Origin of the sequence: Streptomyces sp. NPDC101234, from assembly GCF_044767525.1 — a bacterium.
Classification (GTDB): Bacteria; Actinomycetota; Actinomycetes; order Streptomycetales; family Streptomycetaceae; genus Streptomyces; species Streptomyces sasae.
The window spans coordinates 37824-50434 of sequence record NZ_JBIWOA010000008.1 but is presented as its reverse complement, the minus strand read 5'-3'; the positions used below and the strand labels follow the sequence as shown (position 1 = coordinate 50434).

Sequence of the window (12611 nt, the reverse complement as noted above, 5' to 3'; positions counted from 1 at the left end):
GGGGCACCGGGGCTCATCCGTACACGGTGGCTCAGTGGCCGTAGCCGCCGCCCTTGTTGTCGCCGTCCTTGTGGTGGTGGCCACCGTCGTTGATGCAGGTGTTGCCGAACGCCGGGTTCAGCAGACCGATCACGCCGACGGTGTTGCCGCACAGGTTGACCGGGATGTTGACCGGGACCTGGATGACGTTCCCGGACAGCACGCCGGGCGAGCCGACGGCCTCGCCGTTGGCGCCCGCGTCGGCCAGGGCCAGGCCGGCCCCACCGATCACCACAGCGCCGGTGCCGAGGGCGACGACCGCGGCCTTCGCGATGCGAGACATCACGTTCTCCTTCTTGTTGCTCGGGGAGTGCGGCGGCAGGACCAGCCGCCGCACTCCCCGTTCAACGCCGCGACCTGCGGCTGGTCACGCCGATCGGCGGACGATCACCCCAAGGACCGGGATCAGGGCAGCCGGCGTACCGGAGAACCCGTCAGGAAGGAGGTGATGTTCTCCACCGCCTGGCCGTAGTACGTCCGGTAGTTGGCGTAGGAGACATAGCCGAGGTGCGGGGTGGCCAGGAGCCGGGGCGCGGTGCGCAGCGGGTGGGCGTCGGGGAGCGGTTCGATGTCGAAGACGTCGACTCCGGCGCCCGCGATACGGCCCTCGTGCAGCGCGGCGAGCAGGGCGTCCTGGTCGACGAGGGCCGCCCGGGAGGTGTTGACGAGGTAGGCGGTGGGCTTGAGGAGAGCGAGTTCGGCGGCGCCGAGCAGACCGCGGGTGCGTTCGCCGAGCGCCAGGTGGACGGAGACGAAGTCGCTGCCGGCCAGCAACTCCTCCTTGCTCGGGGCGAGTTCGACGCCCACCTCCGCGGCGCGCTGCTCGGTGAGGTGCTGGCTCCAGGCGCTCACCCGCATCCCGAAGGCGAGCCCGACCTGGGCGACCCTGCTCCCGATCTTCCCGAGCCCCAGCAGCCCGAGCCGCCGCCCGTGCAGATCGGCGCCGACCGTGGACTGCCAGGGGCCGCCGGCGCGCATCGCCGCGCTCTCCTCGACCAGCCCCCGGGCCAGCCCCAGCAGCAGCGCCCAGGTCAGCTCGACTGGCGGGGCCGAGGAACTCTCCGTACCGCACACCGTGACCCCGTTCGCCTCGGCGGCGGCGTAGTCGATGACGCTGTTGCGCATCCCGGAGGCGATCAGGAGGCGCAGCCGGGGGAGCCGGTCGAGGAGGGAGGCGGGGAAGGGGACGCGCTCGCGGAGGGTGACGACGATGTCGAAGTCGGCGAGGACGGCGGCCAGTTCGTCCTCGTCCGTGAGGTGGTCGCGGAGGGAGACGACATCGACCTCGTCGGCGAGGGCCGACCAGTCGGCGCACTCCAGGGCCACGCCCTGGTAGTCGTCCAGCAGCGCACAGCGAAGACGCATCAGTAACTCCCGGGCAGGCGGTGTGCGGTGCAGCAGCCTACTCAGGGGCCCGCGCACGGGGCGGCGCCGCCCGACAGGCGGACGGCGCCGGTGCACGTGGTGGTGTGCGCGTGGTTACTTGAAGGCGTGGATGTTGCGCTCGGCCCAGCCCGCGAAGGAGCCGGCCGGGCGGCCGAGGATCTTCTCCACGTCGGGGCTGACCCGCTGCTCGGCGGGGAGCGGCGTGCCGATGATGTCGAGCGTGCCGTCGATCACCGGCTCGGGCATGAACCGCGCCATGTGCTCGCGGGCCTGCTCACGGGTGAGCTCCACGAACCCCACCTCCTCGCCGAGCGCCGCGGCGAACGCGGCGGCCTGCTCGCGCGGGGTGACGGCGGCCGGCCCGGTCAGCTCGTAGGTCTGACCGGAGTGGCCCTCCTCGCGCAGCACGGCGGCGGCGACCTCGGCGATGTCCGCGGGGTCCACCACCGGCAGCGCCACGTCGGCGAACGGGGCGATCACGGCCCGCTGGGTGCGGACCGCCTCGGCCCAGCCGTAGGCGTTGGACGCGAAGCCGCCCGGCCGCAGGATCGTCCAGTCGAGGCCCGAGGAGCGTACGGCCTCCTCGAACTCGCGCAGCCGGCCGTGCGAGAGGGCCTCCGGGCGGGTGCCGTTGATCTGCGAGGACAGCAGCACCACGCGCCGTACCCCGCCCTGTGCGGCGGCCGCCACCACCTCGGTGGCCGGGGCTCCGCCGCCGAGCAGGTCGCCGGCCAGCAGGATGAAGAGGGCGTCCGCGCCGTCCACGGCGGGGCGCAGCGTATCGGGTTCGGCGAGGTCGGCCCGGACATGCCGGGCGCCCTCCGGGAGGTCGTAGGAGAGGGGGCTGCGCGAGACGGCGGTGACCTTCGCGCCCGCCGCGGCGAGTGTCTCGACGAGCGGACGGCCGACGTTTCCGGAAGCTCCGGTGACAACGATCACGATGACTCCAAAAAGGGTGTCGTAAAGGGGAGTTGGTTGATGTCCACGACGCTAGCATCTATCGGATAGTAGGTACCTAGAGGAAAGTGGCTATGCCGCCGCCGGGTGGGTGACGGACGCCTTCCGTGGCCCGTCGTAGTGCTCGGTGAGGGCGCGGCCGAGGCGGGCCAGGTGCTCGCGGGCCAGGGGCGGGCCGACCACCTCGACGCGGGTGCCGAGGCCCGCCAGCTGCGCGGCCAGCACCTCCACCGACGGACCGGCGGCCTCGATCTCCCGGCGGCCGTCCGGCAGCAGCCGGCCGATGCTCAGCCGCCCGCCGAACAGCTGCTGGAGCAGGGACAGGGCGTCCGGCTCCGCCCGGGCCTGGACGGTCGCCGCGAACAGCCGGTCCTCCAGCTGGGTGACCAGGGTGCGCCAGGCGGCCGCGAGGTCGAAGTCGGCGGGCCGGCGCACCGGTTCGCCGGTCTGCTCGACCGAGGTCACACGGCCCAGCCGGAAGGAGCGCAGTCCGTGCTCCGTGCCGGCCACCAGGTACCACTGGCCCGCCTTGAGGACCAGGCCCAGCGGGTCCACCGTGCGGTCGCTCGGCGGGCGGCCCGGACGGGCGTAGCCGAGCCGCACCCGCACCCCGTCCAGCACCGCGCGCTCCAGCGCCCTGTGGTGCGGGCCGCCGGTCATCATCGCCGTGCGCGACCAGTCCAGGTCGTCGACCATCCGGGCCCGGGACGCCGCCTCCGCGTGCGGGCGCAGCGGTTCCGGGATCGCGCGCAGTAACTTGCGCAGCGCCGCCCGCAGTTCGGGAGAGGCCGCCGAGGAGCCGGCGGCCAGGAACAGGGCCTGGATCTCCGGTGAGGTGAGCCCGGTCAGATCGGTCCGGGCGCCGCCGACGAGCCGCCAGCCGCCGCCCCGGCCGCGCTGCGCGTAGACCGGTACGCCGGAGGCGGTCAGCGCCTCCAGGTCGCGCCGCGCGGTGCGCTCGGAGACCTCCAGCTCGGCGGCGAGTTCCGCGGCGGTCACCCGGCCCCGCGCCTGGAGGAAGAGAAGAGCGGCCACCAATCGGTCAGCTCGCATCAGAGATCAGCCTTTCGTGGAAAGTGGCCGGAGGGTGGCCTGTTTGGTCGGGAGACTCGATGACATGACCGACACCACGAAGCCCGCAGACCCGCGCGACGGACTGCTGAAGGCCGTCGACCTGGCCGGCTCCGTCCTCGCCGCGTTGCGGCCCGAGGACTACGACGCCACCACCCCGTGCCCCGACTACTCGGTGCGCCAACTGTCCAATCACCTCGTCTCCGTGGTCCGCAGGGTTGCCGTGATCGGCGCCGGCGGGCAGTTCTTCTCCGTTCCGCACTTCGCCGAGGACGTCGCCGACGGCGACTGGGCCAAGGCCTGGGCGGCCGGCGCCGAGGAGCTCCGGTCCGTCTGGTCCGAACCCGCGATCCTGGGCCGGGAGATCGGCCTGCCCTGGGGCCCGGTCCCCGGTGCCGTCGCCGCGGTCATCTACACCAACGAGTTCGTCCTGCACACCTGGGACCTGGCCAAGGCGACCGGGCAGGAGCCCGAGTGGGACGACGCCGTGCTGGCCGCCCCGCTGGCCGCCATGCAGCGCGCCGTCCCCCGCGAACCGCGTGGCGGTCAGGTGCCGTTCGGCCCCGTCGTCGACGTCCCGGAGGACGCCCCCGCCATCGACCGCCTGGTCGGCTGGTACGGCCGCAGGCCCTGAGCCCGCGACGCGCGAGCGTTCAGGAACCGCTTCGAGAGGCCGCCGGACTGCGTTGTCCGGCGGCCTCTCGTGTGTGCCCGCCAAGTTCCTGCGGGCGCCCGGGGGATGTGGCGCCGGGAACCTGGCGGGCGGTCCGGGGAGGTGCGGTCAGACGGTGCCTATGGCCTGCGGGAAGCAGAAGAAGCGGTACGGGTCGTACTTGGCCTTGACGCGGGCCAGCCGGGAGTAGTTCTCCGCGTAGTACGACGCCTTCCAGGTCTTCAGCGACGGGTCCATCCAGTTCTGGTAGGTCTCGCCGTTCGACAGCGGGTCGATCGTCGCGAAGCCGTTGCCCACCCAGGAGTTGGCCACCGCCTTGGCCTCGTCGGTCACCTGGGCCGGGTCGTTGATGAAGACCCGGTAGTTGACCGAGAAGAGCGAGTCGCGGTGCACATACGCGGTGTCGGTGCGCGCCGGGGTGTTGGCCTCGCCGCCGAAGAAGTGGAAGTCCAGGTAACGGGACTGGCCCGCCCTGCGGTTGGCGTCGAACGCGGTCATCACGTCCGCCCAGCCGCTCGCCGGGTACGGGCTGCTGCCCAGGCGGGTCCGCTCCACGCCGTAGGACGGGCGGGACAGCGTGCCCTGCGGGGTCTTCCCGGAGCGCTGGCACTGCGCCTCGGTGAGGTTCGAGCAACCGAAGATCATCATCATGAGCTGCTGGTACGTCATGACGCCGCTCTGCTGCTGCAGGGGAGCACCCGTCAGGGCGGTGAGCCGGGCGGCCTCACCGGCCAGTTCGGTCGGCGTGCCGCGCGAGGCGAGGAAGACGTTGGCCTGCGGGACCGAACCCGGCGCCGCGTCGGGCTGCACCACATAGGCGCCGCCGCCGATGGTGTGCGGGGCGTCCACCAGCCAGCGGGCCACCCCGTCGAGCACGTCGGCCATGCTGTCGTAGGGGAAGATCAGGTTGCTGAAGGCCATCTGGTCGCCGCTGTGGGGGGTGACCGTGAACTTGGTGACGATGCCGAAGTTGCCGCCACCGCCGCCGCGGATCGCCCAGAACAGGTCCGGGTACTGGGTGGCCGACGCGGTCACCGTGGAGCCGTCGGCCAGCACCAGGTCGGCGGAGGTGATCGCGTCGCACGCCATGCCGGTCGGCCGGGTCAGGAAGCCGAAGCCGCCGCCCTGCAGGAAGCCGCCGGCGCACACCGTCGGGCAGCCGCCCTCGCTGACCACCAGGCCGTACGGGGCCAGCGCGTTGAGGATGTTGACGTTCTGCGCGCCCGGACCGATCTCCACGGACGAACTGCCGTTCACCGTGATGGCGTTGAGCCGGGACACGTCGATGATCAGGCCGGGGGTCGTCGACCAGCCGCCGTAGTTGTGGCCGCCGCTGCGCACGGCGGTCCGCACGCCCTGGTCCTGCGCGAAGCGCACACAGGCCGCGACGTCCGCCTGGCTCTGGCAGTACGCGACCGCCTGCGGGTTCACGGCGTCGAACTGTGCGAGTTCCACCTGCCGGGCGATGGTGTAGTAGGAGTCGGTGGGCAGCACGAGCGTGCCCGAGAGCCGGTTCGCCAGCGAGCTCCACGGCGTCGAGGACGCGGTCGTCGAGGCGGTCGTCGAGGCTTCGGCGGCGACCGGGGCGGCGGGCAGGAGGGCGAGGCCGGCAGCGGTCGACCCGGCGCCGAGCAGAGTTCTGCGACTGATCACACGGTGTCCCATGGTTGATGCGGGTGTGGTGGAGAAAAGGCAGGTGGGGGGAGAAGCGGCCCGCGCGGGGAGCGGAGAGTGGGTGGCATCGCACCCCGCGCGGGCCCGTCGGTGGGGCGCGGTCAGGAGACCTTCTTGCCGCGCGCGGCGGACTTGACGACGCCCTTGAGCATCGAGCGGCCGAGGTCGCGCATCTCCTTGGGGCCGTTGGTGCTCGCCCACCACATGAACTTGATCATCGTGGGGGTGGTGGCCCGGTAGAAGCGGTGGTCCTCGCCGTCCTTCCAGCCGAAGGGCGTGTTGACCGACTCGCAGTCGTTGATGGCCTGGAAGACGATGTCCGCCGCCTTGTCGCCGTCGATCTCGCCCGCCTCGTAACGCTCACAGGTCTCGTGGGTCACGTCGAGCAGGTGCTTGAAGGCGTGGCTGTCCGGCCACCACAGGCCCGGGTAGGGGGCGTTCTCCATCTCCCGGAAGTGCCGGTCGTCGCCGTCCAGCTGGTACTCCTGGCGGGCCTGGATCTGCCGCATGGTGGCCGGCGTGGTGAAGCAGGCCCAGACCCGGAACACCGCGTTCCAGAGCCGGAAGTGGGAGAAGGCGATGTAGGAGCTGTTGACGATCATGTCGTTGTAGGTGAGCAGCCCCTGCTCCAGGCGCTCGACGTACTCGAAGCGCTTCGCGGAGAAGTCGTCGTCGCGCAGCGCCTCCAGGAGGCGGTAGCACAGCGCGTCCACCACCTCGAAGGTGTTGGACAGACCGCGCGAGTACAGCGGGTCGACGAACCCGGCCGCGTGCGACATCAGGCACCAGCGGTCGCCGATGGTCTGCTTCGACGAGTACTGGATGCGGTCCGGCGTCGACACCCATTCGCGCACCCGGCTGGCACCCTCGAACTGGCGCTTCACGGCGGGGTACATGTCGAGGTAGTGGTTGAACTCCTCGTCCGGGGTCATGTCCTTGGGCTGCGGGTACAGCCGCTCGTCGAAGGTCAGACCGACGCTGCACATCGGGTTGCGGGAGTCCTCGTAGTTGTCGAACGGGATGATCCAGAACCAGCCGCGCTCGATCAGGTGGTGCAGGGTGCCGCCGTGGAACGGGGACTCGGCCGGGGCCCGGTGCGCCTCGGGGTAGTTGCACACGTCGTCGTACGGCTTGATGCCGACGTAGTGCGTGAACAGCGACCGTGCGTGGTGCTTGATCCGGGACGGCTGCTCGCGCAGGTCGAACTTCTGGGCGAGCGGGGAGCGGAAACCGCTGGCGTCGATGAGGTACTTGGCGCGGAACACCTCGCCGTTCTGCCCGGTGACCGTCACCCCGTCGTCGTCGAAGTCGAGGTCGGTGGCGCGCCAGTTCTGCCGCAGGGTGCAGCCGTATTTGGCGGCGACGTTGAAGTAGTAGGTGTCGGTGTCCTGGCGGAACATGTGCGTGGCTTCGGTCAGCATCTTCGGGATGACGAACATCGTCGCCTCGCGCGGGTCCGGCTCCCGGTTCGGGACGTGCCGGACGAAACCGAAGCTCTGCTTCCTGCCGTGGTGGGCACCGATGTACTTGGTGACCGCCTTGACGTCGAGCAGGTGCTTGATCTCGGGCACGTCGTAGCGCACGGCGAGGATGTGCAGCCACTCCACGAGCTGCGGGTTCTGGGACTCGCCGACCGCGAACCGCGGGTGCTGGCCGGCGTCGACGAGCACGACCTTCGCGCCCTGCCGGGCCAGGATCGCGCCGGTGATCGAGCCGCCGATCCCGGCACCCAGGATGACGACGTCGCACTCGGTCCACTGGTCGGCCGCGGGGGCCTTCTTCTCCGCCGGGGTCTTGGCGGGTATCTCTGTCTCGGCCTTGCCGGTCAACTCGGAACTCCTCTTCTGACGAGGCGTCGGCGCGGGTGGTCGACGCCGACCGGGTGGGCGGTCAGCTGTCGGTGGGGGCGCCGAACCAGCGCTCCAGGGCGGCGGTCAGGCCCTCGGGGGAGCCGTCGGGGGAGACCCAGGCGATGTAGCCGTCGGGGCGGACCAGCAGGTCGGCGGCCGGGGCCTCGGGATCGGGCCGGGAGGCGGTGACGACGTCGACGCGGCCGGCCCAGCCGGCGGCGGCCGCGGTGAGGGCGTCGCCGCCCCGCAGGTTCAGCAGCAGCGCGCGGCCCCGGGTGAGCAGTTCGTACGTGGTCGTCTTCTCGTCGCCGACGATCAGCTCCTGGTCGGGCAGCCGGTGGCCGAGCAGCGGGTGGCCGCCCTCGCCCATGTCGTAGGTGATGTCCAGGCCGGTGACCAGGCCGACGAGGTGGCGGCGGACCGCCTCGATGCCGACCAGTTCGCCGAAGAGCTCGCGCAGCGGCTGCATCTCGGGGCCGCCGAGGTACAGGGAGCGCTGCACCAGGGTGTTGGCGACGATCCGGCCGCCGACCGGGTGGCGCTCGGTGTGGTAGGTGTCCAGCAGGCCCTCGGGGGCGTGGCCGTCCAGTGCGGCGGCCAGCTTCCAGCCGAGGTTCACCACGTCGCCGACGCCGGCGCTGATGCCCTGCGCGCCGATGGGCAGGTGGATGTGGGCGGCGTCGCCGGCCAGGAAGACCCGGCCCGCGCGGTAGGCGGCGGCCTGGCGGCTGGCGTCGGTGAAGTAGCTGGTCCACAGCGGCCGGTAGCCGTGGATGTCCTCGCCGGTGACACGCTGGAAGGCGTCCGCGACCTCCGGGAAGCTGGGCGCCTCCTGGGTCGGGCGGACTCCGGCGCCGCGCTCGAAGACGACGACCCGGGTGGCCTGCGGGCCCAGCGGGAGGACCACGACCATGCCGGACCCGCCGACCTCGCCGGTCGGGCGGATGCGCAGCTCGTTGGTGGCGACGTCGGCCATCAGCATCTCGATGGTGGCGCTGTTGCCGGGGAAGTCGATGTCGGCCAGCCGGCGCACGGTCGAGCGGGCACCGTCGCAGCCCACCAGGTAGGCGGCGCGCAGCCGTTCGACGCCGCCGGCGGTGGCCACCTCCACCTCGACACCGGTCTCGTCCTGGGCCGTGCCGATGACCTCGTGCCCGCGCCGGATCTCGGCACCGAGACCGGTCGCCCAGGCATTCAGAATGGCCTCGGTACGGGACTGCGGAACACCGCGGACACCGAAATTGCCGCCCTCGATGATGCGATAGTCGATGGGCAGTCCACCGAAATGACCGAAGGGTATCGTCTCGAGTTCACCGAATTTTTCGAGAAGTCCGCGCTGTCCGAACTCCTCGATGGTACGGGCCGAGAACCCGAGCGCCCGGGACTGCTGCATGGGCTCGGTCAGCCGGTCCAGCACGATCACCGAGCGCCCTGCCAGGCGGAGTTCACCGGCGAGCATGAGTCCGGCCGGGCCGGCTCCGGCGACAATTACGTCGGCATGAAAATCGTCCATGTTTCCTCTCCCAACTGGACTTTTCTCCAGTATTCCGGGGGAGCCCGAGAAGCTGAACGGCCACAAGTACAGGTCTCTGACAATTTTCGTCAGAGGATTTCCAGCTGTGTCAGGTGCCGGAAACGGGCGAGGGTGCCGGGAGAAACGCGCGAGGGTGCCGGCGGGAAATCTCCGGCACCCTCGGTCGGCCTCGCTGTGGGTCCTCGCTGTGGGTCCTCGCTGTGGGTCAGAGCAGGCCCAGCACCCGGTCGACCCGGACCTCGATCACCACCAGGCCCGGCGGCTCCGGCGGCGGCGACCAGTAGCGCTTGGCGTACTGGCGCACCCCCTCCTGGATCCGTAACGGGTCCTCGCTGACGGTGCCGGTGCCCTCCAGGGTGAGCCAGTGGCCACCCACCGTCTGGCAGAGGGAGACCCGGCTGCCGGGCGCGGCCAGCAGGTTCCTGGCCTTGCGCCGTGTCACCGCGGTCATGACCCGGGCCAGTCCCGCCTCGCCGTCCCAGGTGAACCGCACGGGGGTCACATGGGGCGAGCCGTCGGGGCGGATCGTGGTGAAGGTGCACAGATGGTTCTCGGCGAGGAAGGCCTCGGCCGCGGGCGACAACCGCAGTGACGTCGGCATACCGGCTCCGTTCTCAGGCCTTGGCGGGGGCGGCGGCCGGCTGGTCGGACGCCTGGGTCGACGCCTTGGAGAGCGGCATCAGGATCAGGGTCAGCAGCAGACCGGCGGCGGCGAAGCAGGCGCCCGAGATGAACGCGTCGTGGAAGACCTCGGTGCGGGCGTGGTCCACCCGCGCCGGGTCACCGTGCGCCCAGGCGGTCAGCTCCGCGACCCGGCGGAAGGCGTAGGTGGCGGCCACGGCCAGGCCGAGGGCGCCGCCGACCTCCTGCGCGGTGTTGATGAGACCGGCGGACAGACCCGACTCGTCCTCCTGGGTGCCGCTGAACGCGGAGACCTGCACCGGCACGAACGACAGGCCGAGGCCCAGTCCGGAGAGCAGGAACGCGGGCAGCAGGTCGACCAGGTAGGAGGCGTCGGACGGGGCCCGCCACAGCAGGAACATGCCCACGCTGGTCAGCGTCAGACCGGTCATCAGCACCGGCTTGGCGGCGACCTTCGTCACCAGCTGGGAGGCGACGCCGGCGCCGACCGCGACGATCATCGCGAGCGGCACGTACGCCAGACCGGTCTTCAGGGCCGACCAGCCGAGGACCTGCTGCATGAAGAGGCTGGCGAAGAAGAACAGGGTGACGCAGGTGCCGAGCAGCAGGATGGCGACCACGTTGGCGGCCGTCAGCGACCTGCGCTTGAAGACGCTGAACGGGATCAGCGGGGCCTCGGTGCGCTGCTCGATCACCACGAAGGCGATCAGCAGCAGGGCGGAGAGGGTGAAGCCGCCGTAGACCCGGGCGGCCGGGACGTGGGAGTCGGAGACGGTCTGGCCGAGGCTGAAGATGAGCAGCACCAGACCGGCGGTCAGGGTGACGGCACCGGCGACGTCGAAGGAGCGGCGGGGACCCTCGGCACGGCTCTCGCCGACGACCCGGGGAGCGATCACCGCGCACAGCAGACCGATCGGCACGTTGATGAAGAAGATCCAGCGCCAGCCCGGCCCGTCGGTGAGCAGACCGCCGAGGGTGACACCGGCGACGGCGGCGATACCGCTGAGCGCGCCCCAGGCCCCGAGCGCCTTGTTGCGCTCGGCGCCCTCCTTGAAGTTGTTGGCGAGCAGGGACAGCGCGGCGGTCGCGATGAACGCGGCACCGAGACCCTGGGCACCGCGCGCCACGATCAGCATGGGCGCGTTCTGCCCGAACCCGGCGAGCAGCGAGGCGCCGGAGAAGAGCAGCAGGCCCGTCTGCAGCATCCGGCGGCGGCCGAAGGCGTCGGCGAGCCGGCCGGTCAGCAGCAGGAAGCCGCCGAGCAGCATGCCGTACGTGGTGACGATGTACTGCAGGGACGTCTGCGAGATGTGCAGTTCCTTCTCGATCGTCGGCAACGCGACGTTGACGATCGACACGTCGAGGAAGGTCATGAAGCCGGCCAGGCAGAGGAACGCCAGGATGAGTCCGGGGCGTTGGGGCGGGGCCGAGTCCGAGTTGGTGGGGGGACGGCGCAACGACTCTTGGGTCGACATGTCGCTCCTAGTGGATGTGACGGGGTGTGAGGGGCGGGTGTTCCGTAGGGACGGGGAAGAGAGAGGAGAAGCGAAAGGCAAGGCGCCGGCGGGGAGTTGAGTGCGCTCACCCGTCTTCCGGGAAGCTAGCATCCTGGGTAAAGTAGGTACCTAGAGGAAAGTGACTTCCTGGGAGGGTCCGAATGGGCAGCATGGCCGCCGACGCGCAGGGCGCACGGGTCGAATCCGAGCTGGCGTGCCCGGTGTCGCCGGTGCTCGACATCGTTTTCAGCCGCTGGACGACGCCGATCCTGTGGACGCTGAACGAGTACGGCCGGCAGCGCTTCGTCGAACTGCAGCGCAACATCGCCACCATCACGCCGAAGGTGCTCACCCAGCGGCTGCGGCAGATGGAGCGCGACGGCCTGGTGGTGCGCACGTACTACCCCGAGGTGCCGCCCCGGGTGGAGTACGAGATCAGCGAGCTCGGCCGCAGCCTCGCGCCGATCTTCGCCCACCTCGCCGACTGGTCCGCGGAGAACCTGCGCAAGGTCGAGCGGGCCAGGCAGGAGTTCGACGCGGCGGACGAACCGACGGCGGTGTCGCTGCGCTGACGTGTCCTCGGTGCGAGCCATGGAACCCCCTGAGCATCGGCCGCGCCCGAAGGGGCGCGGGGCTGTCTCGATATGCGGCTCCGCCGCGTGGGCGCGACCAGCCACGACGGCGCCGCAGCCGAACGACGGCCAGGCACGGCACTTCCAGCGGAGCGCCTAGCCGTCGGCCGGTGTCGCGCCGGCGCCGTGCAGCGCGCGCATCGAACCCCGGTAGAAGACCAGCGGATCGGTCTCCTCGGCGTGCGTGCCGAGGCCGGTGACCTCGCCGAGCAGGATCGCGTGGTCACCGCCGTCGTACTCGTCGGCGAGCCGGCACTCCAGGTACGCCAGCGCATCGCTGAGCACCGGCAGCCCGCCCGGGGACCTGTGGTGCGGCACCTCGGTCAGACGCGCCGACTCACGGCCCGCGAACTTCCAGGCGAGCCGCTCCTGGGTATGCGTCAGGAAGTTGACCACGAAGCCCCCGGACTCCTGCAGGACCGGGCGGAGCCGGGACTGCCGGTGCAGGCAGAACAGCACCAGCGGCGGCTCCAGCGAGACGGAGGTGAAGGAGTTCACCGTGGTGGCGGAGCCGCTGCGCTCGTCACCGGTGGTGATGACGGTGACACCGGTGGCGAAGTTGCCGCACACCGTGCGCAGCGCGCGGCCGTCGACCGGCGGCCGCGGCAGATGTCGGTTGTCCGGGTACTGGGTCGGCGGCTGGACGGGTATCACTTG

12 protein-coding genes are annotated in these 12611 nt (G+C 71.1%); 2 read left to right on the top strand and 10 right to left on the bottom strand.

The features are described from left to right. Positions 1–31: 31 nt before the first annotated feature. The 4 genes from ACIRR9_RS16540 to ACIRR9_RS16525 all read right to left on the bottom strand — a co-directional run bounded on the left by ACIRR9_RS16540 (position 32) and on the right by ACIRR9_RS16525 (position 3435). Positions 32–322 (bottom strand): chaplin, encoded by a 291-nt coding sequence (locus tag ACIRR9_RS16540; RefSeq protein WP_365351891.1) that lies wholly within the window; start codon positions 320–322, stop codon positions 32–34. A gap of 122 nt (positions 323–444) precedes the next feature. Then, positions 445–1404, bottom strand: a complete 960-nt coding sequence (locus tag ACIRR9_RS16535; protein WP_403751778.1) for a D-2-hydroxyacid dehydrogenase family protein — start codon at positions 1402–1404, stop codon at positions 445–447. A 114-nt stretch (positions 1405–1518) separates the two neighbouring features. After that, a complete protein-coding gene (locus ACIRR9_RS16530; protein WP_403751776.1) occupies positions 1519–2364 on the bottom strand; it encodes an SDR family oxidoreductase in 846 nt (281 codons plus the stop codon). Positions 2365–2454: 90 nt separating this feature from the next. After that, positions 2455–3435, bottom strand: a complete 981-nt coding sequence (locus tag ACIRR9_RS16525; RefSeq protein ID WP_403751774.1) for a helix-turn-helix transcriptional regulator — start codon at positions 3433–3435, stop codon at positions 2455–2457. Positions 3436–3499: 64 nt separating this feature from the next. Here ACIRR9_RS16525 and ACIRR9_RS16520 point away from each other — a divergent pair, with 64 nt between their 5' ends. Beyond that, complete coding sequence (locus ACIRR9_RS16520; RefSeq protein WP_365351899.1) at positions 3500–4087, top strand: TIGR03086 family metal-binding protein; 588 nt, start codon at positions 3500–3502, stop codon at positions 4085–4087. A gap of 147 nt (positions 4088–4234) precedes the next feature. Here ACIRR9_RS16520 and ACIRR9_RS16515 read toward each other — a convergent pair whose 3' ends face one another. From ACIRR9_RS16515 to ACIRR9_RS16495, 5 genes are all read right to left on the bottom strand, one after another. Then, positions 4235–5779 (bottom strand): FAD-binding oxidoreductase, encoded by a 1545-nt coding sequence (locus tag ACIRR9_RS16515; RefSeq protein WP_403751772.1) that lies wholly within the window; start codon positions 5777–5779, stop codon positions 4235–4237. Between the two features lie 122 nt (positions 5780–5901). Further along, the gene (locus ACIRR9_RS16510; RefSeq protein WP_403751770.1) at positions 5902–7629 is read right to left on the bottom strand and encodes an NAD(P)/FAD-dependent oxidoreductase; all 1728 of its coding nucleotides are present in this window, start codon (positions 7627–7629) and stop codon (positions 5902–5904) included. Positions 7630–7690: 61 nt separating this feature from the next. Then, on the bottom strand, positions 7691–9163 hold the full coding sequence (locus ACIRR9_RS16505) for an FAD-dependent monooxygenase (RefSeq protein WP_403751768.1): 1473 nt from the start codon (positions 9161–9163) through the stop codon (positions 7691–7693). Positions 9164–9389: 226 nt separating this feature from the next. Next, complete coding sequence (locus tag ACIRR9_RS16500) at positions 9390–9785, bottom strand: PPOX class F420-dependent oxidoreductase (RefSeq protein WP_365351906.1); 396 nt, start codon at positions 9783–9785, stop codon at positions 9390–9392. A gap of 13 nt (positions 9786–9798) precedes the next feature. Beyond that, a complete protein-coding gene (locus tag ACIRR9_RS16495) occupies positions 9799–11301 on the bottom strand; it encodes an MFS transporter (RefSeq protein ID WP_403751766.1) in 1503 nt (500 codons plus the stop codon). Positions 11302–11492: 191 nt separating this feature from the next. Between ACIRR9_RS16495 and ACIRR9_RS16490 the strand changes: the two genes are divergently transcribed. Continuing rightward, positions 11493–11894 carry a winged helix-turn-helix transcriptional regulator gene (locus ACIRR9_RS16490; RefSeq protein ID WP_403751764.1) on the top strand — a complete coding sequence of 134 codons (402 nt, stop codon included), beginning with the start codon at positions 11493–11495 and terminating at the stop codon, positions 11892–11894. Positions 11895–12050: 156 nt separating this feature from the next. Here ACIRR9_RS16490 and ACIRR9_RS16485 read toward each other — a convergent pair whose 3' ends face one another. After that, the gene (locus ACIRR9_RS16485) at positions 12051–12608 is read right to left on the bottom strand and encodes a flavin reductase family protein (RefSeq protein ID WP_403751762.1); all 558 of its coding nucleotides are present in this window, start codon (positions 12606–12608) and stop codon (positions 12051–12053) included. Positions 12609–12611 lie beyond the last annotated feature (3 nt).